At 76.9% G+C, this 21,236-nt stretch carries 14 protein-coding genes; 10 read left to right on the top strand and 4 right to left on the bottom strand.

Going from position 1 to position 21,236, the window contains the following annotated elements; genetic code table 11:
- Positions 1-152: 152 nt before the first annotated feature.
- The gene (locus ACFVS0_RS05130) at positions 153-1,547 is read right to left on the bottom strand and encodes an aminotransferase class I/II-fold pyridoxal phosphate-dependent enzyme (RefSeq protein ID WP_430552529.1); all 1,395 of its coding nucleotides are present in this window, start codon (positions 1,545-1,547) and stop codon (positions 153-155) included.
- 184 nt (positions 1,548-1,731) lie between these two features.
- Here ACFVS0_RS05130 and ACFVS0_RS05125 point away from each other — a divergent pair, with 184 nt between their 5' ends.
- The 8 genes from ACFVS0_RS05125 to ACFVS0_RS05090 are packed head-to-tail and all read left to right on the top strand — an operon-like array spanning position 1,732 to position 13,339.
- Entirely contained in the window at positions 1,732-3,201 is a 1,470-nt protein-coding gene (locus ACFVS0_RS05125; protein WP_430587352.1) for an amidase, read from the top strand.
- Positions 3,198-4,322 carry a PotD/PotF family extracellular solute-binding protein gene (locus ACFVS0_RS05120; RefSeq protein WP_430552531.1) on the top strand — a complete coding sequence of 375 codons (1,125 nt, stop codon included), beginning with the start codon at positions 3,198-3,200 and terminating at the stop codon, positions 4,320-4,322. The genes ACFVS0_RS05125 and ACFVS0_RS05120 overlap by 4 nt, the downstream gene beginning before the upstream one ends.
- Positions 4,322-5,380 (top strand): ABC transporter ATP-binding protein, encoded by a 1,059-nt coding sequence (locus ACFVS0_RS05115; RefSeq protein WP_430552532.1) that lies wholly within the window; start codon positions 4,322-4,324, stop codon positions 5,378-5,380. Before ACFVS0_RS05120 ends, ACFVS0_RS05115 begins: the two co-directional genes overlap by 1 nt.
- A 1-nt stretch (position 5,381) precedes the next feature.
- Positions 5,382-6,311: an ABC transporter permease gene (locus ACFVS0_RS05110; protein ID WP_430587351.1), complete on the top strand. Its 930-nt coding sequence runs from the start codon at positions 5,382-5,384 to the stop codon at positions 6,309-6,311.
- A complete protein-coding gene (locus ACFVS0_RS05105) occupies positions 6,304-7,125 on the top strand; it encodes an ABC transporter permease (protein ID WP_430587350.1) in 822 nt (273 codons plus the stop codon). The genes ACFVS0_RS05110 and ACFVS0_RS05105 overlap by 8 nt, the downstream gene beginning before the upstream one ends.
- A gap of 3 nt (positions 7,126-7,128) precedes the next feature.
- Positions 7,129-9,261: a hydantoinase/oxoprolinase family protein gene (locus ACFVS0_RS05100; RefSeq protein WP_430587349.1), complete on the top strand. Its 2,133-nt coding sequence runs from the start codon at positions 7,129-7,131 to the stop codon at positions 9,259-9,261.
- Positions 9,262-9,263: 2 nt separating this feature from the next.
- The gene (locus ACFVS0_RS05095) at positions 9,264-11,315 is read left to right on the top strand and encodes a hydantoinase B/oxoprolinase family protein (RefSeq protein WP_430587348.1); all 2,052 of its coding nucleotides are present in this window, start codon (positions 9,264-9,266) and stop codon (positions 11,313-11,315) included.
- The gene (locus ACFVS0_RS05090) at positions 11,312-13,339 is read left to right on the top strand and encodes an FAD/NAD(P)-binding protein (protein ID WP_430587347.1); all 2,028 of its coding nucleotides are present in this window, start codon (positions 11,312-11,314) and stop codon (positions 13,337-13,339) included. Before ACFVS0_RS05095 ends, ACFVS0_RS05090 begins: the two co-directional genes overlap by 4 nt.
- Positions 13,340-13,367: 28 nt before the next feature.
- Here the strand turns inward: ACFVS0_RS05090 and ACFVS0_RS05085 are convergent, their stop codons facing one another.
- Together ACFVS0_RS05085 and ACFVS0_RS05080 are read right to left on the bottom strand one after the other, a co-directional pair.
- Positions 13,368-16,946: an ATP-binding cassette domain-containing protein gene (locus ACFVS0_RS05085; RefSeq protein WP_430586691.1), complete on the bottom strand. Its 3,579-nt coding sequence runs from the start codon at positions 16,944-16,946 to the stop codon at positions 13,368-13,370.
- A gap of 50 nt (positions 16,947-16,996) precedes the next feature.
- Complete coding sequence (locus ACFVS0_RS05080) at positions 16,997-17,986, bottom strand: malate dehydrogenase (protein ID WP_430587346.1); 990 nt, start codon at positions 17,984-17,986, stop codon at positions 16,997-16,999.
- A gap of 269 nt (positions 17,987-18,255) precedes the next feature.
- On the opposite strand from ACFVS0_RS05080, the gene ACFVS0_RS05075 reads away from it, so the two are divergent.
- Positions 18,256-19,281 (top strand): aquaporin, encoded by a 1,026-nt coding sequence (locus ACFVS0_RS05075; protein WP_430552540.1) that lies wholly within the window; start codon positions 18,256-18,258, stop codon positions 19,279-19,281.
- 134 nt (positions 19,282-19,415) lie between these two features.
- Here the strand turns inward: ACFVS0_RS05075 and ACFVS0_RS05070 are convergent, their stop codons facing one another.
- Positions 19,416-19,778, bottom strand: coding sequence for a DUF3017 domain-containing protein (locus ACFVS0_RS05070; protein WP_430564591.1), 363 nt, complete (start codon positions 19,776-19,778; stop codon positions 19,416-19,418).
- A gap of 72 nt (positions 19,779-19,850) precedes the next feature.
- On the opposite strand from ACFVS0_RS05070, the gene ACFVS0_RS05065 reads away from it, so the two are divergent.
- Complete coding sequence (locus ACFVS0_RS05065; protein WP_430587345.1) at positions 19,851-21,149, top strand: NAD(P)/FAD-dependent oxidoreductase; 1,299 nt, start codon at positions 19,851-19,853, stop codon at positions 21,147-21,149.
- The last annotated feature ends 87 nt before the right edge of the window (positions 21,150-21,236 follow it).

Here is a 21,236-nt window from a genome sequence, read left to right as displayed (position 1 = left end):
GGCGCGCGGGTCGCGACCCGCCGCGACTGTACCGTTGCTGCAATCTTGCAGCAAGACATCGCGGAGGGTCTCCGAGCCCACGACCAGCGTCGTCGCCGGACCGGCCCACCCGTGCCGTGCTGTGCGGTGCCGGGCCGTGCTCGCCGGCGTGGTCAGCCGGCGAGCAGCGCGCCCCGGGCGGCGCTCGCGAGCACGTCGGCCAGCTCCTCGACCCGCTCGGGGTCTGCCGGCAGCTGGGGCGTGGCCACGCGCAACCAGGCGGGCCGGGGCGGGGCGACGAACGTGCGCGACGACGGCGTGAGGACGATCCCGCGGGCGCCCAGCTCGGCGAGGGCCTCGTCCTCGTTCTCGGCGCGCAGCCAGACGACGAGGCCGCCCGGCGGCACCGCGGTCGGCACGTCGTGACGGCCCAGAGCGGCCGCCAGGTCGGCGGCGCGCGCGGCGTACCAGCGGCCCGAGTCCGCGACCAGCTCCCCGACGCTCGGGGTGGTCAGCAGGTGCGCGAGCGCGTTCTGCAGGATGCGGCTCTGCGCGAGGATGCCGTGGCTGCGCAGGCGGCGGACCCCGAGCACGACGTCGCGTGCCCCGCCCACCACCGTGGTCCGCAGGTCGAGGCCGAACGCCCGGCAGAAGGAGGTCACGCGGACCACGCGGCCGGGCAGCAGCTCGCCGAGGCTGAGCGGGCGCACCGGGGCCAGCGGGCCGAGCACGTCCTCCTCCAGCACCCAGGCGTCGGGGGCGTGGGTGCGGATCACGTCGGCCAGCTCCGCGAGCCGCCGCGGGGTCACGCCGCCGGCGAGGGAGAACTCGCCCCCGGGCTGGTAGACGACCGTGCGCGCCCCCGCGACCAGCGCCCGTTCCAGCGCGTCGGGCAGCGGGCCGGACGCGTCGGACGCGACCCCCAGGACGTCGAACCCGACCGACCGGAGGTTGCCGATCGTCCCGGACACGGCCGGCTCCTGGACCGCGATCGCCCCGCCGGGGGGTGTGGCGGCCTCCGCGGTGAGCAGCGTGGCCTCGCCGGCGCCGCTCACCGTGACCCACTCGGCCGCCTCGAACGGCCAGTCCCCCCGCACCGCCTCCAGCAGGGCGGGCGAGATCGCCTCCCGCCGCAGCGAGTTCGTCTGCGGCTCGCGCAGGCTGTGCGCGAACGCCTCGAGCAGGTCGGGCAGGCGGTCGGTGGTGGGGTGCGCGGAGGCGAGGTCCACCGACGACCAGCCGGCGAACTCCGGCGCCCGCCCGGCCCGCGGCCACCCCGGGGCCGCGACCGGGCCCACGACGAACGTGCCGCCCCGGCGCCGCGTGCGCACGAGTCCGCGGTCGACGAGCAGGGACCAGGTGCCCGCCACCGTGGACCGCCCGAGGCCCGCGGCGGTGGCGAGCTCCTCGATCGTGGGCAGCCGGGTGCCGGGCGCGAGCACGCCCTCCTCGATCCAGTCGGTCAGCCGCTCCGCCAGCGCGGGGCCGGACAGCCCGCGCACCTCGGCGACGAGGTCGGCGGGCAGGCCCGGGGCGTCGGGTCCGGCGTCGGGTCCTGTGGTCGTCATCGCTCCTCGCCCGTCGTGGCCAGCGCACCCCGCGGCGACGGGGACGCTATTTCATCCAGATATATATCAGGTGGGGCACGGCTCGCTCGACCGCTGGCGCCCTCCCGCCCTGCTGGTCTCATCTGGCGGACGCTGACGGCACCGGGCTTGAGTCGATCGCCCTGCCATGGTTTAACGTCTCCCCGTGACCACGAATCTTCCATCACATATGTCGGTGATGGACACGGCCGACCGGATCCGCTCCGGCCGGGAGAGCGCGCGCTCGGTCGCCGAGCGCGCCCTCGCCCGCGCGGACGCCGTGGACCCGGCCGTGCGGTCGCTCGTGTGGCGCGACGACGCCGCGACCCTCGCGGCGGCCGATGCCGTCGACGGCGCGCGCGCCGCCGGCGCCCCGCTCCCCCCGTTCGCCGGCGTCCCGGTCACCGTGAAGGACACGTTCGCCGTCGCCGGCCAGCCCTGGACCCGCGGCTCCCTCGCCGTCGACGAGACCCCGGCCACGACCACCGACCTGCTGCCCGCCGCCGCGTTCGCCGCGGGCTTCGTCCAGGTCGGTCGGGCGGCCACCCCCGAGCTGGCCATGACGACGTCGTGCGAGAGCCCGCGCTCGGGCACCACCCACAACCCGTGGGACCTCGACCGGTCGCCCGGCGGGTCGAGCGGCGGGTCGGCCGCGGCCGTCGCCGCCGGCATCGTGCCTGCCGCCCTGGCGAGCGACGGGGGCGGGTCGCTGCGGATCCCCGCGGCGTTCTGCGGCGTCGTCGGCCTCAAGCCCGGCCGCGGGCTGCTGCCCCAGCGCGTGCAGGGCTGGGAGGGCGGCGCGACCGAGGGGGTCGTCACGCGCACGGTGCGCGACACCGCCGCCGTCGTCGGGCACCTCGCCGCCCCCGACCCGCTCGCCTGGACGCGCACCGCGACCGCCGCCCCGGACTACCTCGCCGACCTCGAGCGCGCGCCCGCGCCGCTCCGGGTCGGGGTGCTGACGCGCTCGTGGGACGCGCGGATCGCGGTGGACGCCGCGTGCGTCGCCGCGGCCGAGGACACCGCGGCGGTGCTGCGCGCCGCGGGCCACACCGTCGTCGGGCTGGGCGCGACCGACGAGGGCGCGGAGCTCATGGAGCTCTACCCCTCCGTCGTCATCCCCGCGTGGCTGCGGCAGGTCCCGCTCGACCGCCCCGAGCGTCTGCAGCCCTACATCCACCGCGTCATGGCGCAGGCGGACGCCCTCGGCGCCGCCGACTACGTCCGCGCTGCCGTGCGGATCCGCGCGCTCGCCCGCGAGGTCACCGCGGACCTGTTCCGCGACGTCGACGTGGTGGTCACGCCCACCACCGCGACCCGCGTGCCGCGCGTCGGCGTCGTCCTGGACGAGCTGCGGCGGCACGCCCCGGCCCGCGACGCGGTCGTCTACGAGCGCACGCTCGCCTTCACCACCGTCCCCAGCATGATCGGCGTCCCCGCGCTCACCCTGCCCACCCACCTCGACGACGACGGCCTCCCGCTCGGCACCCAGCTCCTCGCCCCGCAGGGCGGGGAGGGTCTGCTGCTGCGCCTCGGCCACGTCCTGGAACGGCACCACGCCTGGGACCGACGCCTCCCGCCCCACCACGCCGGCGACCCTGCCGGCGCCGCACCCGAAGGAACGAGACTGCGATGACCCACCGCACCACGCGCCGGGCCGCCCGGCCCCTGACCCGCACGCTCGCCGTGACGACCGTGCTCGCGCTCACCGGCGGGCTGGCCGCGTGCTCGTCCGGCGACGGCGGGGGCGACGCCGCGTCGGGCGACCTGTCGGGCCGCACCCTCAAGGTCGCCGTCTACGCCGGCTCCTGGGGCGAGTCCTTCACCCAGGCGTTCGTCGACCCGTTCGAGGAGGAGACCGGCGCGACCGTCGAGCTGGTGCCCGGCGGGCCCGCGGACTGGCTCACGGCGCTGCGCTCGTCGAAGGGCGGCACCCCCGCCTACGACGTCGTCGCGTTCACGCCCAACGTCGTCCCGAGCGCCGTCTCGGCCGGGGTCGTCGCCCCGCTGGACACGGACCGCATCGCCGAGTTCGACCAGCTCAACACCGTGCTCGCCGAGCAGAGCGACGTCGACGGCACGCAGTACGGCGTCCCCCTGACGGTCGGCTCCACCGGCATCGCCTACCGCACCGACAAGGTCGACGAGGCGCCCACCGACTGGTCCGACCTGCTCGACCCGAAGTACTGCGGCCACGTCGCCGTCTCGCCGCTGACGTTCAACACGGGCATCGAGTTCGTCGCGGGCCTAATCAACGAGGCGGGCGGGTCCATCACCGACCCGGCCGACGTCGACGCCGCGTTCGAGCAGCTGCAGACGCTCAAGGACTGCGCGTCGGCGTTCCCCGCCGACGGCACGAGCGTCGAGACCGCGCTCGCGAACGGCGACGCGTGGATCGCCGCGCACTGGGACGGCCGGGCGTTCGTCCAGCAGAACGCGGGCGAGCCGATCGGCTTCGCCTACCCCGAGTCCGGCTCCGTCGGCGCGCTGACGTCGCTCTTCGTCACGGAGGGCACCGAGGAGGAGGAGCTCGCGTACACGTTCCTCGACTACGTGGCCTCGAGCGACTACCAGCCCGTGTTCTCCGAGGGCACCTGGTACGCCGCGTCCAACGACGAGAACACGTACACCGAGCAGTTCGACGAGCAGATCACCAGCGGGCCCGGCGCCTACGACGACTTCGTGTGGGTCGACTACGAGGCGATCACCCCGCAGCTGCCCGACCTGCAGGCGCGCTGGCAGGAGATCTTCGGCTGATGACGGCGACGACGACCCCGGCGTCCACGACGACGACGCAGGGACGGGTGGAGATCCGCGGGCTCAGCGTCGGCTACGGCGGCCCGCCGGTGCTCGAGCTGGACGAGCTGACGATCGAGGCGGGCGAGTTCGTGTCCGTCCTCGGCCCGTCGGGCTGCGGCAAGTCGACCCTGCTCGGCGTGCTCGCCGGGTTCGTCGCGCCGACCACCGGGACGGTCGCGATCGACGGGGACGACGTCACGCACGTCGCCCCGAACCGCCGCGAGACGGGGCTGGTGTTCCAGAGCTACGCCCTGTTCCCGCACATGACGGTGCGGCGCAACCTCGAGTACGGGCTGCGCACGCGGCGCGTGCCGCGCGACGAGCGGGCCGCCCGCGTCGCCGACGCGCTGCGGCTCGTCGACCTCGAGGAGTTCGCGGGCCGCTACCCGCAGCAGCTCTCGGGCGGGCAGCAGCAGCGCGTGGCGATCGCGCGGGCGCTGGTCACGCGGCCGCGGGTGCTCCTGCTCGACGAGCCGCTGTCGAACCTCGACGCCAAGCTGCGCCGCCAGATGCGGCACGAGCTGCGCGAGCTGCAGCGCGAGGTGGGCACGACGACCGTCTTCGTCACGCACGACCAGGCGGAGGCGCTCGCGCTGTCCGACCGCGTCGCGCTGCTCGCGCACGGCGGTCTCGAGCAGCTCGGCACCCCGGAGGAGCTGTACCGCGCCCCGCGCACCCGCTTCGCGGCGGACTTCGTGGGGGCCGCCAACCTGCTGGCGGTGCGCGACGCCGACGGCGGCCGCACGGTGCTCGGCCGGCCGGCGCCGGACGACGCCGGCGCCACGGTCGCGCTGCGCCCCGAGCACGTGCGGCTCGTGGAGCCGGGCGGCGACGCCGCGCCGGCCACCGTGCTGTCGGTCGGGTTCGCCGGCGAGCGGTACGAGTACCGCCTGCGCACCGCGGACGGCACCGACCTGCTCGCCAGCCCCGCGGGCGCGTCGCGGCGGTTCGCCGAGGACGAGGCCGTGGGGGTCACCTGGTCGGACGACGCCCTGCTGCCGCTCGGGGCGGCCTGACGTGACGCTCGCCGCCCCCGCCCCCGCCGCGTCGGCCGCGCCGCCCCGCGCGGCCGGGACCCGCCGTACCCGCCGCCCGCGCGACCTGCGCGGCCACGTCGCCGCGATCGTGCCCACCCTGTTCGTGGTGGTCGCCTTCCTGGTGCCGCTCGCCGGCCTGCTCGTGCTGAGCCTGCGCCCGACGGACGCGATGAACAACGTGCTGCCCGGCGTCACCGGCGCGCAGTACGCCGAGGTCTTCTCCACGCCCTACCTGTGGGGCTCGGTCGTGGAGAGCCTGTGGCTCGCGGTCCGGGTGTGCGCCGCCTGCCTGATCCTGGCGTTCCCCGTCGCCTGGTACCTCGCGCGCTCGACGTCGCCCGTCGGCAAGAGCCTCGTCTTCGTCGTCACCCTCTCCCCGCTGCTCACGAGCGAGGTCGTGCGGTCCTTCGGCTGGCGGGTCGTCATGGCCGGCGAGGGGCCGGTGAACGTGCTGCTCCAGTCGCTCGGCCTGATCGACGAGTCGCTGCCGCTGCTGCGGTCGCCGTGGACGGTGTTCCTCGCCGTCGTGCACGTGCTGCTGCCGTTCGCCGTGCTCGCGCTGTCCGCCTCGCTCGGCGCGATCGACCCCCGCCTGCTGCAGGCGTCCGCCGACCTCGGCGCGTCGGGGCTGCGCACGTTCCGGTCCGTCGTGCTGCCGCTGGCCACGCCGGGCGTCGTGGCGGCCACCGTCATCGTGTTCTCGCTGAGCATGGGCGTGTACGTCACGCCGCTCATGGTGGGCGGGGCGAACCAGTCGCTCGCCGGCCTGCGCATCCAGACGGAGGCGATGGTGGCGTTCGACCAGCCCCGCGCCGCCGCGCTCAGCTTCGTGCTGCTCGCGGTGACGCTCGTCGTCTGCGGGCTCGCCGGCCTCCTCGGCCGCCTCGCCGAGAGGGGTCGTCGTGGCTGACCGTCGCCTCCCCCGCGCCGCCGGCCGCGGCGCCCGCGCCCGCCGCGCGCTGAGCCTCGTGCCCGTCGTCCTCGTCTGCGCGTTCCTGCTGCTCCCGCTCGCCGTCGTGGCGCTGAGCTCGTTCAACGCCGAGAACAACTTCCGGTTCCCGCCGTCCGGGTTCTCGCTGCGCTGGTACGGCGAGGTGTTCGGCTCACCGCAGTGGCTCGACTCGCTCGGCTACTCGCTGACCCTGGTGCTCCTGGTCGTGCCGGTGGTGGTGGTCCTCGGCACCCTCGGCGGTTACGCCGTCGGGGCCGGCACGTTCCCCGGACGGCGCGCTCTCGGCCTGCTGTTCCTGTCGCCGATGGCGGTGCCCGGCGTGATGGTCGGGCTCGCGCTGCTCTACCAGCTCCAGCGCACCGGGACGGTGGGCTCGGCCACCGGCCTGTGGCTGGCGCACCTCGTCGTGACGTTCCCGTTCTGCGTGCGCGTCGTGGCGGTGAGCGCCGCGGCGCTCGACCCCGCGCTGCCGCGCGCCGCGCGCTCCCTCGGCGCGTCGCCGCTGCGCACCTTCCTCACGGTCACCGTCCCGCTCCTGCGGCCGGGCATCGTGGCCGGGGCGTTCCTCGGCGCGGTCATCTCGCTCGGCGAGGTCGCGGTGTCCGTGCTCGTCGCGGGCGCCGGCGAGGCCACCGTCCCCGTCCGCATCTACTCCGCGGTGCAGGTCCAGCTCGAGCCGACGGTCGCCGCCGTCTCGACGCTGCTGCTGCTCGTGAGCGTGGTGACCATCGCCGTGCTCGACCGCACCGTCCACGTCTCGAGGTTCCTGTAGACCATGGCAGCACCCGCAGCCCCCCGCCGGTGGCGCATCGGCATCGACGTCGGCGGCACCTTCACCGACCTGGTCGCCGTCCCCGGCGACGGCTCCTCCTGGTCGCTCGCCGACGCGATCACGCACAAGGTGCCGAGCACGCCCCACGACCCGTCGGAGGGGGTCGAGACCGGGCTCGCCCAGCTCCTGGAGCGGGGGATCGACGTCGCGGACGTCGCGTCCGTCGCGCACGGCACGACCATCGGGCTCAACGCGATCCTGCAGGGCCGGGTCGCCCGCGCCGCCCTGGTGACCAGCCGCGGCCACCGGGACGTGCTGCAGATCGCCCGCGCCCGCATGCCGCGGTCGTTCGACCTGCACGCGACGCCCGCCGCGCCGATCGTGCCGCGCGAGCACGTGCTGGAGACCGACCACCGCTTCGCGTCCGACGGCGACGCGGTGGGCGCCGGCGTCGATCCCGCGGAGCTCGACCGCCTCGTGGCCCGGCTCCGCGCGCTGACGCCCGAGGTGGTCGCCGTGAGCCTCCTCGGCGGTTATGCGGCCCGCGAGGCGGAGCAGGAGCTCGCGGACCGGCTCGCGCGGGCCCTCGACGTGCCCGTGACGTCGGCCGCCGCCGTGTGGCCGGAGGCCGGCGAGTACGAGCGCACCACCCTCGCCCTGCTCGACGCCCAGATCACGCCGCTCATGACGGGCTACTTCACCGCCCTGCGCGAGCGCCTGGCGCGGCTGCGCGTCGACGCCCGCGTGTACATCACCACCTCCAACGGTGGGTCCGTGTCCATCGACTCCGCGATCCGGCGGCCCGTGCAGACCGTGCTGTCCGGCCCGGCCGGCGGCGTGTCCGCCGCCGCCACCGCGTGGCCCGGCACCGACATGGTGACGCTCGACATGGGCGGCACCAGCAGCGACATCGGCGTGCTGCGCGGCGGGCGGCCCGTCCTCACGACGACCGCCACCGTGGGCCCGCACCCGCTCATGACGCCCGTGGTCGAGGTCTCGGCCATCGGCGCCGGCGGCGGCTCCGTGATCTGGGACGACCGCTCCGGGTCCCGGTCCGTCCTGCGCGTCGGCCCGACGAGCGTGGGCGCCGTCCCCGGCCCGGCGGCGTACGACGCGGGGGGCACCGAGCCCGCGCTCACCGACGCGTACGTGCACGCCGGGATCATCGACCCGGCGACGTTCCTGGGCGGCACCTTCCCGCTGCGCGGCGACCTCGCCACGGCGGCGCTGGCGCGCGTGGCCGAGCACGACGGCACGGACGACGGCACGGACGTCGGCACGCCGGACGCGCGGGCCGACGGGGCGGCCGACGCCGCGTTCCGCGTCGCGTCCGCGGGCATGGCGGCGCGGCTGCGCACCGTGCTCGCCGCGCACGGCGAGGTCCCGGAGCGCTACACCTTCGTCGCGTTCGGCGGCGCGGGCGGCACCCACGCCGCGCTGCTCGCCGACGAGGTCGGCGTCTCGCGCGTGCTGGTCCCGGCCGCCGCGGGCACGTTCTGCGCGCTCGGCGCCGCCATCGCGCCGGTCCGCCGCGACGTGGCCCGCACCGTGCGCACCGTCGTCGCCGAGGCCACCCTCGACGACCTCACCGCGGCGTGCGCGGAGCTCGAGGCCGAGGTCCTCGGCTGGCTGCGCACGCAGGACGTCGACGCCGTCGGCACCGTGACCCTGAGCGCGGACCTGCGCTACGCCGGCCAGCCGACGACGCTCGAGGTCGAGCTCGCCGCGCGGTCCACGACCGACGCCGCGACCGCTCCCCTGCGGCTCGCCGCCGACGTCGGCCTGCGGCGGTTCGCCGAGCAGCACGAGCGGGTGCACGGCTTCGTCGACGCCGCCGCGACCGTGCGCGCCGAGACGGTCCGGGCGAGCGTCACCGTGCACCCGGGCGAGGTGCGGACCGGCCGGGGCGGCTCCGGTTTCGTCAAGACCGGCGCCCGCGACGTCCGGTACGACGCGGTGCCCCGCCCCGCGGGCGTGTGGGCCCTCGCCGCCGACGGCGGCGAGGCGTCCGTCGCCGGCCCCGCGGTGGTCGAGAAGGCGGACACGACCGTGCTGGTCCCCGCGGGCTGGACGGCGACGACCGACGACGGCGGGAACCTGCACCTCGTGCGGGACCGCTCCGAGCAGGAGGACTGACCGTGCCGACGCACACCCCGACGACAGGACCCACGAGCGGGCTCGGCACCGGGCTCACGACCGTCGAGAAGGACGTCGCGCAGACCCGGCTCCAGGCCGCCGTCGAGGAGATGTGCCTCACGCTGCGGCGGGCGAGCCGCAGCCTGTACGTGCGCGACGCGGCGGACTTCGCCTGCGCGGTGGCCGACCTGTCGGGCCGGTTCGTCGCCTACCCGCAGGACGTGGGCGTCTCCGGTTTCGTGGGGCTCGACCTCACGCCGACGATCGAGGCCGCGACCGCGCACGGGCCGCTCGGCCCCGGCGACGTCGTCCTGACCAACGACCCGTACCTGTCGGGCGGGCTGTCCACGCACCTGCCCGACGTGCACGCCGTCGCGCCGTTCTTCGACGGCGACGAGCTGGTGGGCTACGGCTGGGCGTTCGTGCACGTCTCCGACGTGGGCGGTCGCGTGCCGTCCTCGGTGAGCGTCGTCAACGACTCCGTCTTCGCCGAGGGGCTGCGCGTGCCGCCCGTGCGGTACGTGCGCGGCGGCGAGGTGGTGCCGGAGGTCGAGGCGATCCTCGCGGCGAACTCCCGCACCCCCGACGCCAACCGCGGCGACCTGCACGCGATGCTCGCCGCCCTCGACACGGGCCGGCGGCGCGTCGCCGAGCTCACGGCCGACCTCGGGCCCGCCGGTCTCGCGGACGTCGGCGCGTTCGCCCGCGAGCAGAGCGCCGCCCGCGCCCGCGCCGCGCTGCGCTCGCTGGCCGACGGCACGTACCGCTTCGAGGACTTCCTCGACAACGACGGCGTGAGCGACGTCCCGCTGCGCGTCGTCGTCACGGCGACCGTCGACGACGGCACCGTGCACCTCGACCTCACGGGCACCGACCCGCAGGTCGAGGCAGCCCTGAACATGGTGACGTTCGGGCGCGCGCACTCGTGGGTCGTGACGCGGCTGTTCGCCCTGATCGGCACGCTCGACCCGGCGGTGCCGCTCAACGGCGGGCTCATGGACGTCATCGGCTTCACGGCCCCCGAGGGCACGCTGCTCCACGCCACCGGCACCGCCGCGACGGGCGTGCGGCACGCCACGACCTCGCGGGTCAACGACGTCGTCTCCGGCGCCCTCGTCCAGGCGGCGCCCGAGGTGCTGCCCGCGGCGTCGAGCGGCCTCGTCGTGCCGGTGGTCTTCGCCGCGGCCGACGGGTCGCGCGTGGACGTCGTGGAGCCGATGGTGGGCGGCACCGGCGCCCGGCACGGGGCCGACGGCGCGGACGGCCGCGACTCCGGCATCTCCAACCTGTCCAACAACCCCGTCGAGACGGTCGAGGCGAACGTCGCCGTGCGCGTGCGGCGCTACGCCCTGCGCCCCGACTCGGGCGGCGCCGGGCGGTGGCGCGGCGGCAGCGGGCTCGAGCTCGAGTTCGAGGCCCTCACCGACGGGGGCCTCCTGGCCCGTGGGCTCGAGCGGCTGCGGTTCCGGCCGTGGGGCTTCGCCGGCGGCCTGCCGGGCGCCCTCACCGAGCTCGTGGTCAACGAGGGGCGCGCGGACGAGCAGCGCCTGTCGGTCGTGGACGTCCACCCGCTGCGCGCGGGCGACCGCGTGGTGCTGCGCACGTCCGGCGCGGGCGGCTACGGCGACCCCCTCGAGCGCGACCCGCGCGCCGTGCTCGCCGACGTCGACGCCGGGCTCGTCACGCCGGCGCACGCGCTGGACGCCTACGGGGTCGTGCTGCGCGACGGCGCGCTCGACGAGGGCGCCACGGCCGCGGAGCGCGGCCGCCGGGCCACCGTGGGGGCGAGCGCGGCCGGCGCGTCCCGGCACGGGCTGGGGCCGGAGCGGGAGCGCTGGGAGCGGGTCTTCCCGCCCGGGCTGGCCGACCGGCTCGACGTGCACCTGCGCACGCTGCCGACGACGACCCGCGCCGCCCGCCGCCGGGAGATCCTGCGGGGCGTGCTCGCCGGCCTGCCGCCGCGCTTCCCGGGCGTCGACGCCGACGATGCGGCGATCGACGCCGCCGGGCGGTCCTTCGCCGCGGCCGTCGCCGCGGTGACCGAGCCCGCGTGACCGCGCCCGCGCAGGCGGACGGCCGCCCCACGCCGTTCGACGCCGTCGTGGTGGGCGGCGGCCCGCGCGCCGTCGCCGTCGTCGCGCGCCTCGCCGCGCGGCGCCGGCCCGACGCGCCCTGGGGAGCCCCCGCGGACCCCGCGCTGCCCCCGCTGCGGGTCGCCGTCGTCGACCGCGTGGAGGTAGGTGCCGGGGCGACCTGGCGCACCGACCAGTCGCCGCTGCTGCTCAACAACACCTGGGCCGCGCGGACCACCGCGCACGCCGACGCCACGACGCCGATGACCGGCCCCGTCGTGCCGGGACCGGACCTGGTGGCGTGGGCCCACGGCGCGCCGTGCGACGCGTGGGCACGCCCGGAGGCACGGGCCCTCGGCCCCGGCTCGTACCCCAGCCGCCGGCTCCAGGGCGCGTACTACCGCGACCAGCTCGCGGAGGCCGCACGGCGGGGCGCCGTCGAGGTCGTGCCGGTGCACGGCGAGGTCGTGGACGTGCGCTCGCCCGAGCCCGGCGTGCGGCACGTGGTCCTCGCACCGGCCCCGGGCGACGACGCCGGCCCCGACAGCCCCGGCGCCGCCGGGCCCGCGGTGCTCGCGGCCCCCGTCGTCGTCCTGGCGCAGGGCATGGTGCAGGCGGTCCGCTCCCCGCAGACCCGCGAGCACCGGGACGCCGCGCGACGGCACGGCCTCGTCTACGTGGAGCCCGGCATGCCCGCGGAGCGCGACTGGGCCGCCGTGCCCGCCGGCGAGGACGTCCTCGTGGTGGGCCTCGGCGCGAACTTCTTCGACGTGCTCGCGCTCCTCACGGTGGGTCGCGGCGGCCGGTTCGTCGACGCCCGCACGGGCTCGCCCGTGGACGCCGCGGGGCGGTCGTGCGACGACGGCGGCGCCGACGGCCCGCACGCCGGCGACGCCCTGCGCTACGTGCCGAGCGGGGCCGAGCCGCACCTGCTGGCCGGCTCGCGCCGTGGCCTGCCCTACCGCGGGAAGGGCGCGCTGGCCGACGGGATCCCCGCCCCGTACGCGGCGCGGTACGCGACCCGCGAGCGCTTCGACGCCCTGCGGGACCGGGCGGGCGGGCGCCCGGTGCTCGACCTGGCGCGGGACGTCTGGCCGCTGCTGGCCCGCGAGCTCGTGCTGGCGCACCTCACGGCGCTGGCCGAGCACCGCCCGTCGGCCCTGCGCTCCCCCGTCGCGGCCGACGACCTCGTCGTCCTGGTCGCGGCGGCGGACGACCCGGCGGCCCTGTGCGCCGACCTCGTGCGCGACCCCGCCGACGCCTTCGACCCCGCCCGGGCCGACCGGCCGCCGCGCGTCGGCGCCGTGGCCTGGCCCGCGTGGGTCGCGCGCTGGGTCGACGACGAGCAGGAGTCCGTGGCCTCGCCGGCGACGTCCCCGCGCGCCCGCGTGAACCAGGCCATGGAGACCCTCCGCGGCGAGGTCGCGCGCCTCACCCGCGCCGGGGTCGTCGACGGCGCGTCGCTCCAGTCGACCGGCGAGGGGATGCTGGTCCCCCTCGGGCTCGCCCTCGCGTCCGGCCCGCCGCCGCGGCGCGCCGCCCAGCTGCTCGCGCTCGTGCGCGCGGGCGTGGTCGAGCTGCTCGGCGAGGGCACCCGCGTGACGGTGGAGGACGGGGCGTTCGTGGCGCGCAGCGACGTGCGGGGGCCCGTGCGCGCGCGGGCGTTCGTCGAGACCCGGATGTCCCGCGGGGCGGTCGGGCCCACGGACGACCCCCTGCTGCGCGCGCTCCTCGACACGGGCCGCGCCCGGGCGCACCCGCTCCCCACCGGGGCGGGCGGCGCCGTCGCCTCGGACAGCCTCGACGTGACCCGGGACGGCTTCGCCCTCGTCGACGCCGCAGGGGACGCCGACGACCGGGTGGTCGTGCTCGGCATCCCCGCCGAGGCCGTCCAGCGGGGGTCGGCGATCGGCGCCAGCCCCGGCGTGCCGTCCCCGCTGCTGGCCGGCGCCGACGTCGCCGCGGCCCGCGTGCTCGGCGCCGCGGCCGGGCCCGCCGCCGGCTGAGCCGACGACCGGCCCGGCACCTGGCAGGTCAGCCCGCCAGGTGCCCCCAGCGCGGGGCGAGCTCGTGCCACGGGCCGATCTCGGCGATCTCGCCGTCGGCGAGCACGACCACACGGTCGGCGCGGGACAGCGCCGCGCGCTTCGAGGTCGCGCCGACGACGGTGGTGCCGCGCTCGCGCAGCGACGCCCACAGCTCGATCTCCGTGGTGGCGTCCAGGGCGCTGGACACGTCGTCGGCCAGCAGCAGCTCGGCGTCCGTCGCCAGGGCGCGGGCGAGCGCGAGCCGCTGCACCTGGCCGCCGGACAGCCGGACCCCGCGGTGCCCGACGAGCGCGTCCGGCCCGCCCGCCTCGTCGACGTCCTGCCCGAGGCGCGCGGCCGCGACCGGGCCGTCGACGTCGCGCTCGTGGTCCAGGCGCACGTTCTCGCTGAACGTCCCCGACAGCACGCGGGGCACCTGCGCGACGTGCGCCACCTGCCCCGGGCGCAGGAACGCCTGGGCGTCCGCGACCTCCCGCTCGTTCCACCGGATGCTGCCGGTGTGCTCCATGAGGCCGCTGAGCGCGGACAGCAGGCTCGACTTGCCCGACCCCACCTGGCCGAGCAGCAGCACGAGCTCGCCGCGCCGCACCTCCAGGTCCACCCCCGACACGCCGATGGTGCCGTCGTCGTGCACGGCGGTGACGCCCTCGAGGCGCAGCCGCTCCAGGGCCTCGCGCGGGCCGGCGGACGGCCGCGGCGCGTCGCCCGTGAGCAGGTCGACGCCCGCGGGCAGGTCCATGAGGTCGGCTCCGGCGGCGAACCGGCCGGTGGCCCGCTGCCACGACCGGGTGCCCGGCGCCTCCGTCACGACGGCCCCCGCCACGACGCCGAACCAGCCGAACCCGTTCACGGCGTTCGCGACGAGCAGCGCGGTCGCCAGCCCCCACGTGCCGGTGAGCAGGCCCGCCCAGGCGGCGACGACACCGAGCTGCACCATGATCATCGGCACGCCGTCGAGGGCCGCCTGGATCCGGTGCTCGAAGATCGCGGCCCGCACGCGGCCGGCGTCGACCTGCCGCAGGTGGCCGTGCACCTCGGGCGTGCGCGCCGCGAGCTTCACCGTGCGAGCGGAGTCGAGCGCCGAGACGAGGGCGCGACCGAACCGGGCGCGCGCGGCCGACGACCGGGTGGCCGAGCGGCCCGCGATCGGCCGGCCGACCGCCGACGCGGCCGCGGAGACCACCATGACGGCCAGCAGCACGCCACCGGCCAGCCACGACCCGCTCAGCAGCGCCGTCACGCCGGCGATGACCAGGCCGTTGACGAAGTCGACCCAGCGGTCGGCGTAGCGCACGAAGCGGTCGGAGTCCATGGCCCGTGCCACGACCTCGCCGGGCGGGGTGGCGCGCAGGCGCTCCTGGCGCGTCTGGCCCGACATCACCGACATGCGCACCCGGAGCAGCACCTCCACCCACCACCGCGGGTAGACGTACAGCGCCCACGCCAGCGCCAGCGGCGCGACGACGAGGAGCACGACGAACGCGACCATGAGCGCGGTGGGGAAGCCCGCGTCGAGGCCCTCGACCGCCCGCCCCCAGAGGAACCCGGTGAGGGCGCCCTGCGCGGAGACGAGGCTCGCCACGAGGAAGAGCGCCGCGCCGACCACGCCCCACGCGGGCCGCACGAACAGCGCGTGCAGCACGCCCCGCGCCAGGCTCGGGCCCTCCCCCGGGTCGGCGAGCTCGGGCGCCGCGCCGCGGCGTCGCCTGCCGCCCACGTGCGACGTCGCCTGCGCGGCCGCCACGGCGGTACTCGCCGGCGCCGCCTCGTGCCCGGTGAGGGCCGACGCGACCTCCTCGGCGGCACCGGCGCTCGCGACGGGCGCGTCCGCGGCGTCGCTCGCCACGAGCAGGTCGCGGTACGGGCCGTCCTCGCGGGCGAGCCTGCCCCGGGGCCCCTGCTGGACGATGCGGCCGTGGTCGAGCGCGGCGAGCAGGTCGGCCCGCTCGATGGTCGTGAGCCGGTGCGCGACGAGCACGCCCGTGCGGCCGGCGAGCAGCCGCTCGGACGCCGCGACCACGCGCGCCTCGGTGAGCGGGTCCATGCGCGCCGTGGCCTCGTCGAGCACGACCACCTGGACGTCGCGCACGAGCAGGCGCGCGAACGCGACGAGCTGCTCCTCCCCCGCGGACAGCGAGGTGCCGCCCGGGCCGAGCAGGGTGTCCAGGCCGTCGGGCAGGCCGGCGACCCAGGCGTCCAGGCGCAGCTCGCGCACGGCCGCCTCGACGTCCTCGCGCGGGACGTCGGCGAACAGCGCGATGTTCTCGGCGAGCGTGCCGGCGAGGATCTCGGTGCGCTGCGTGACGACGCCGACGGCGGCGCGCAGCTTCTGCAGGTCGAGGTCGCGCACGTCGACGCCGCCGAGGAACACCGTGCCTGGCTCCGGCTCGACGGCGCGGGACAGCAGCGACGCGAGCGTCGACTTCCCCGATCCGGTGCGCCCGACGAGCGCCACGGTCTGCCCCGCCGGGACGCGCAGGTTCACGCCCTGCAGCGCGAAGGTGCCCTCGGCGTACGAGAAGTGCAGGTCGCGCAGCTCGATGCCCACCGGCCCCTCGGGCAGGTCACGACCGCCGGTCGGCTCCGGCTCCACGGACAACATCTGCCTGATGCGCGTGATCGCACCCAGCCCCTCCTGGATGTCCGGCAGGTGGTGGATGAGGTTGTCCACCTGCCCTACGAACATCGAGGTGACCAGGAACAACGTCACGAGGTCCTTGACCTCCAGGGTGCCGCCCGACGCCAGCGCGGCACCGGCCACGGCGACGCCGGCGAGCAGCGCGGCGAGCACCAGGCCGGCCCGGCGCAGCATCGTCGACTCGACGACCACCACGTCGCGGAACTTGCGGTGCACGTCCGCCGAGCGCTGCGCCAGGCGGCGGACCGCGAACGGCTGGCCGAGGCTGGTGCGCAGGTCGTCGCGGGCGGCGACCGACTCCTCGAACGCGGCGGCGTGGTCGGTCCAGGCCGCTTCCTCGATCACCTTGCGGCGGGCGATCTCCCCCAGCATCGGCCGCACGAGGACGCCCGCGAGCGCACCCAGCAGGGGGAAGAGCGCCCACGCGGGCCACCAGGTGAGGCCCGCGACCACGTACATCGGCACGACGCCGACGACCGTGCGCCCCGCGCCCCAGAGCTGGCGGCGCACGAGCGTGCCGACGGCGTGCGTGTCGTCGTCGACGCGGTCGAGCACCTCGCCCACCGCCTGCTCGGTGAGCGTGGCGAGCGGCTGGTGCAGCGCCGCCGTGAGCAGGTCGCCGCGCAGCCGCCCCTCGGCGCGGTCGACGACGCCCGCCCACACGACCTGCCCGGCCGCGTCGAACAGGGCGGCGCCGACCACGCACAGCGCGAGCAGCGACAGCAGCGCGCCCGTCGGGTCCTCCGCGAGGCGCCCCGCGACGACGGTGCCGAGCGCCGCGCCCACCGCTCCGAGGGTGAGCGCGACCAGCGCGACCGCGGCCACCGGTCCGCGCAGCCGCCGCCAGTCGAGGCGGCGGGCCGGGTCGGTCGTCGTGGTCGAGGTGGACGTGGCGTGGTCCGCGCGCGCGGCAGGGGCGTCGATCATGGCCCGAGAAGCCTATGCGGCGCCCCCGACGCTCCGCCGCAGATTTTTCGTCAGATCAGGCCCAGCGCACGCACGGCGTCCCGCTCCTCGGAGAGCTCCTGCACGCTCGCCGCGATGCGCTCGCGCGAGAAGTCGTCGATCTCGAGTCCCTCGACGACCTCCCACGCCCCGCCCGACGACGTCACCGGGAAGGACGAGACGAGGCCCTCGGGCACGCCGTACTGCCCGGTCGACCACAGGCCCGCGCTGGTCCAGTCGCCCTCGGGCGTGCCCCGCACCCAGTCGTGGACGTGGTCGATCGCCGCGTTCGCGGCGGACGCCGCCGACGACGCGCCGCGCGCGTCGATGATCGCGGCGCCGCGCTTGGCCACCGTCGGGATGAAGTCGTCCACGAGCCAGAGCTTGTCCTCGTCCGCGTAGCGGGCGCCCGGCGTGCCCGCGACGTCGGCCCGGAACACGTCCGGGTACTGGCTCGCGGAGTGGTTGCCCCAGATCGTCATGCGGCGCACCTGCGAGACCGGCACGTCCGCCCGCTTCGCGAGCTGGGACAGCGCGCGGTTGTGGTCGAGGCGCGTCATCGCCGTGAAGCGGTCCTTCGGCACGTCCGGCGCGTTCGACGCCGCGATCAGCGCGTTCGTGTTGGCCGGGTTGCCCACGACCAGGACGCGCACGTCGTCGGCCGCGCCCGCGTTGATGGCCCGGCCCTGCGGACCGAAGATGCCGCCGTTCGCCTCGAGCAGGTCCGCCCGCTCCATGCCCGGGCCGCGCGGCCGGGCCCCCACCAGGAGGGCGACGTTCGTGCCCGCGAAGCCGGCCGTCGGGTCGTCGTGGATGTCGATGCCGTCGAGCAGCGGGAAGGCGCAGTCGTCGAGCTCCATCGCGGTCCCCTCGGCGGCCTTCACCGCCTGCGGGATCTCCAGCAGCCGCAGCCGCACAGGGGTGTCGGGGCCGAGCATCGCGCCCGACGCGATCCGGAAGAGCAGCGCGTACCCGATCTGGCCCGCCGCCCCGGTGACGGTCACGTTCACTGGTGTGGTCATGCCCCTACTCTGTCGCAGCCGGGCGCCGGGGTCGACCGCCACTCCGGGCGGGCTCGGGTCCGGCGCGCCGACCGTCGTGGCGGAGCGCGACCTGGGACGACGCGCGGTAACGTGCCAGGAGCGCCACCGTCGGCCCGCGCTCAGCAACCGTTCAGACCACGGTGGAAGCATGCCCGCGCAGCCGGCCGTGAGGCCGGTCACGCACGACCGGCCCCTCCACCGCGAGGGGCACACCGAGACGCCCGTCTCCCGAGCAGAGAAGGACCCTCATGTCCCAGGACATCGCCGCCGAGAGCGGTACGGCTTCGGTCGACGTCGAGACGGCGGCCGACCACCCGGAGCACGGCCTGTTCGCGCGGCTCGCCGCCGAGGCCTTCGGCACGTTCGTGCTGGTGCTCGGCATCGTCGGCACCGCGACGTTCAACGCCGTCAACAACGGTCAGATCCTCCCGGTGGCACTCGCCGGCGGCATCCTCGTCATGGGCGCCATCGCCGCTGTCGGCGGCGTCTCCGGCGGCCACTTCAACCCCGCCGTCACCTTCGGTCTGACGCTCGCGGGCCGCTCCGCCTGGCGCGACCTCGCGCCGTACTGGCTCGCCCAGCTCGTGGGCGGCACGGCCGCGGCGGCCGTCATGTTCTCGATCATCCCCGACTCGTTCCCGGCGCTGACCGGCGCGGCGGACAAGGCCGCGGTCTTCCAGGGCACGGCGAACGGCTTCGGCGCGCACTCGCCCCTCGCGGCCCTGACCGCGTCCGCCGCCCAGAGCGGCGGCTCGCCGGCCGAGTTCTCGATGTGGGCCGCGATCCTCGTCGAGGTCGTCGTCACCGCGGTCTTCGTCGGCGTCATCCTCGGCGTGACGAGCAAGCGCTCGACGGTCACGTTCGCCCCGGTGGTCATCGGCCTGACGCTCGGCGCGATGCTCGTCGTCGCCTGGCCGGTCACCAACGCCTCGCTCAACCCGGCCCGCTCGTTCGCCTCGGCGGTCTTCGGCGGCGGCTGGACCTGGGGCCAGCTGTGGGTGTTCGTCGTCGCCCCGCTCGTGGGCGGGGCGCTCGCCGCCCTGTTCTACCGGGCGTTCGCCCCGGTCCCCGCGGTCGTGCAGGTCGAGGTCGGCTCCGCGGCCGGCGACGACCTCGACGACGAGCCCCGCCAGCACGACGTCGTCGACGACGGCGCCCTTCCGGCGCGGTCGGAGGTCGACGAGAACGAGGGCGAGTGGGACGGGGCGGACGTCGACGAGCCCGCCCCCCGCGACGAGGGCACCGAGGGCAAGGGCGACACCCCGCGCGCCTGACGTCCCGACCCGCGCACGAGGGCCGGTACCCCGCAGGGGGTGCCGGCCCTCGTGGCGTCCGCGGAGGACGCACCCACGGCACCCCGAGCCGCTCACCACGAGCCTCGCCGACGCGGCCTGCTGACGGGCGGCTCTCAGCCCAGGCCGGGCGCGGTCAGGGCGAGCACGCCGATGACGACGGCACCGCCCCAGCACAGGAAGACGTCGAAGCCCCGGCTCCGTACGACGAGCCCGACGGGTCCGGTGGACGACGTGGCCCGCCAGGTGCCTGCGACGGCGAGGGTCAGCGCGATGGTGCCGGTGCCGACGCGGGCACCGACGAGCACGCCGAGCACGACGGCGAGGACGATGCCGGCGAGCACGGTGACGATGGCGCGCTCCGGGCCGGGCAGGTGCCGAGCCGGCGCGTCGGCCTTCGCCTCGACCGAGTGCCACCGGGGCGCGGGCTCGGCCCCTCCGGGGTCGCGCGGAGGGTCGGGCAGCGCACGGGGATCCACGGCAGCCGAGCCTACCGCCGCCCGACCGGGGCGGGCGCCGGACCTCCACGCCCGCGGGTTACCGTGAGGACCGTGCCCGAGCCGACCCCCGACGCCTCCACCCTCCTCCCCCGGTCCGTCGTCGTGGTGGGGGCCGGCCTCGCCGGCGCCCAGACCGTCGCCGCGCTGCGCGCGCACGGCTTCGACGGGCGGATCACGCTGCTGGGCGCCGAGGGCGTGCCCCCGTACGACCGGCCGCCCCTGTCCAAGGAGCTCCTGACGCGGCCCGAGCCGGTGTGGCTGAGCGCGGACCTCGGCGTCGACGTCGACGCGCTGGCCGACGACGTCCGCCTCGCCGAGCCCGCCCGCGCGCTCACGTCCGGGCCGGGCGGCGTGGTCGTCACGACGGCGCGGAGCGAGGTCGCGGCCGACGCCGTCGTGCTCGCGGTGGGCTCCGTCCCGCTCGTCCCGCCGGGGTTCGCCGCGTCGTCGCTGCTGCACACGGCGGCCGACGCCGACCGCCTGCGGGCCGCGCTGCGCCGCCCGGACGGGCTGCGCCTCGTGATCGTCGGCGCGGGCTGGATCGGCGCCGAGGTCGCGGGGGTCGCGGCAGGCGCCGGCGCGGACGTCACGGTGCTCGAGGCGGCCGCCGCCCCGTTGTCGCGCCAGCTCGGCCACGACGTCGGGTCACGCCTCGCGGCCTGGTACGCGGAGGCCGGGGTGCGCCTGCGCACGGGCGCCGCGGTGGCGGCGGTCGAGGACTCGGGGGTGGTCCTGGCCGACGGCGAGCACGTGCCCGCCGACCTGGTGCTCACCGCGGTGGGCGCCCGGCCGGCGTCGGGCTGGCTGGAGGGCACGCTGCCGCTCGACGCGCGCGGCGCGCTCCTCGTGGACGGCGACGGCCGTGTCCCCGGCCACCCCAGGGTCTGGGCCGTCGGCGACGTCGCGTCGCGGGCGCACCCCGTGTTCGGCACGGTGCCGGGCGGGCACTGGTCGGCGGCGCTGCACGACCCGGACCCCACCGTGCGCGCGATGCTCGGCGTCGAGCAGGCCGGCGGGGGCCACGCGCCGTACGTCTTCTCGCAGCAGCTCGGGCACGACCTGGCGCTGCTGGGCCTGCCGGTCACCGCCGGGCCCGACGCCTCCCCCGTGGTGCTGCGCGGCACGCCCGGCGAGGGCCCGTGGGCGGCGCTCTACCTGGACCCGGCCCAGGACCCGGCCGTCGAGGGCGCGCCCGACGGCGTCGCGACCGTCCGCGCCGTCCTCCTCGTCGACTCGCCGCGCGACGTCGGCGGCGTGCGGCGCCTCATGAGCCGCGGCGAGCCGCTGCGCCTGGACCTCGCCCGGGCCACCGACCCCGCCGTCCGGCTCAAGTCCGCCGTCGCCCCCTGACGCCGAACAGGCGGTTGTGCGTATTTTTCGGGTGGGGGAAGGGGGGAACCACCCTTTTTGGCAGGGGTGGTGTGGTGGAGGGAGGGG

Origin of the sequence: Isoptericola sp. NPDC058082 (genome assembly GCF_042885055.1) — a bacterium.
Lineage (GTDB): Bacteria > Actinomycetota > Actinomycetes > Actinomycetales > Cellulomonadaceae > Isoptericola.
The sequence above is the reverse complement of the archived record's forward strand: the minus strand, read 5'-3'. Positions and strand labels throughout refer to the sequence as shown.

Bases quoted from the DNA above. Each gene is read 5' to 3' on its own strand.
- ACFVS0_RS05130 (WP_430552529.1), bottom strand. From the start codon at position 1,547: ATGACGACCACAGGACCCGACGCCGGACCCGACGCCCCGGGCCTGCCC.
- ACFVS0_RS05120 (WP_430552531.1), top strand. From the start codon at position 3,198: ATGACCCACCGCACCACGCGCCGGGCCGCCCGGCCCCTGACCCGCACG.
- ACFVS0_RS05115 (WP_430552532.1), top strand. From the start codon at position 4,322: ATGACGGCGACGACGACCCCGGCGTCCACGACGACGACGCAGGGACGG.
- ACFVS0_RS05100 (WP_430587349.1), top strand. From the start codon at position 7,129: ATGGCAGCACCCGCAGCCCCCCGCCGGTGGCGCATCGGCATCGACGTC.
- ACFVS0_RS05085 (WP_430586691.1), bottom strand. From the start codon at position 16,946: ATGATCGACGCCCCTGCCGCGCGCGCGGACCACGCCACGTCCACCTCG.
- ACFVS0_RS05080 (WP_430587346.1), bottom strand. From the start codon at position 17,986: ATGACCACACCAGTGAACGTGACCGTCACCGGGGCGGCGGGCCAGATC.
- ACFVS0_RS05075 (WP_430552540.1), top strand. From the start codon at position 18,256: ATGTCCCAGGACATCGCCGCCGAGAGCGGTACGGCTTCGGTCGACGTC.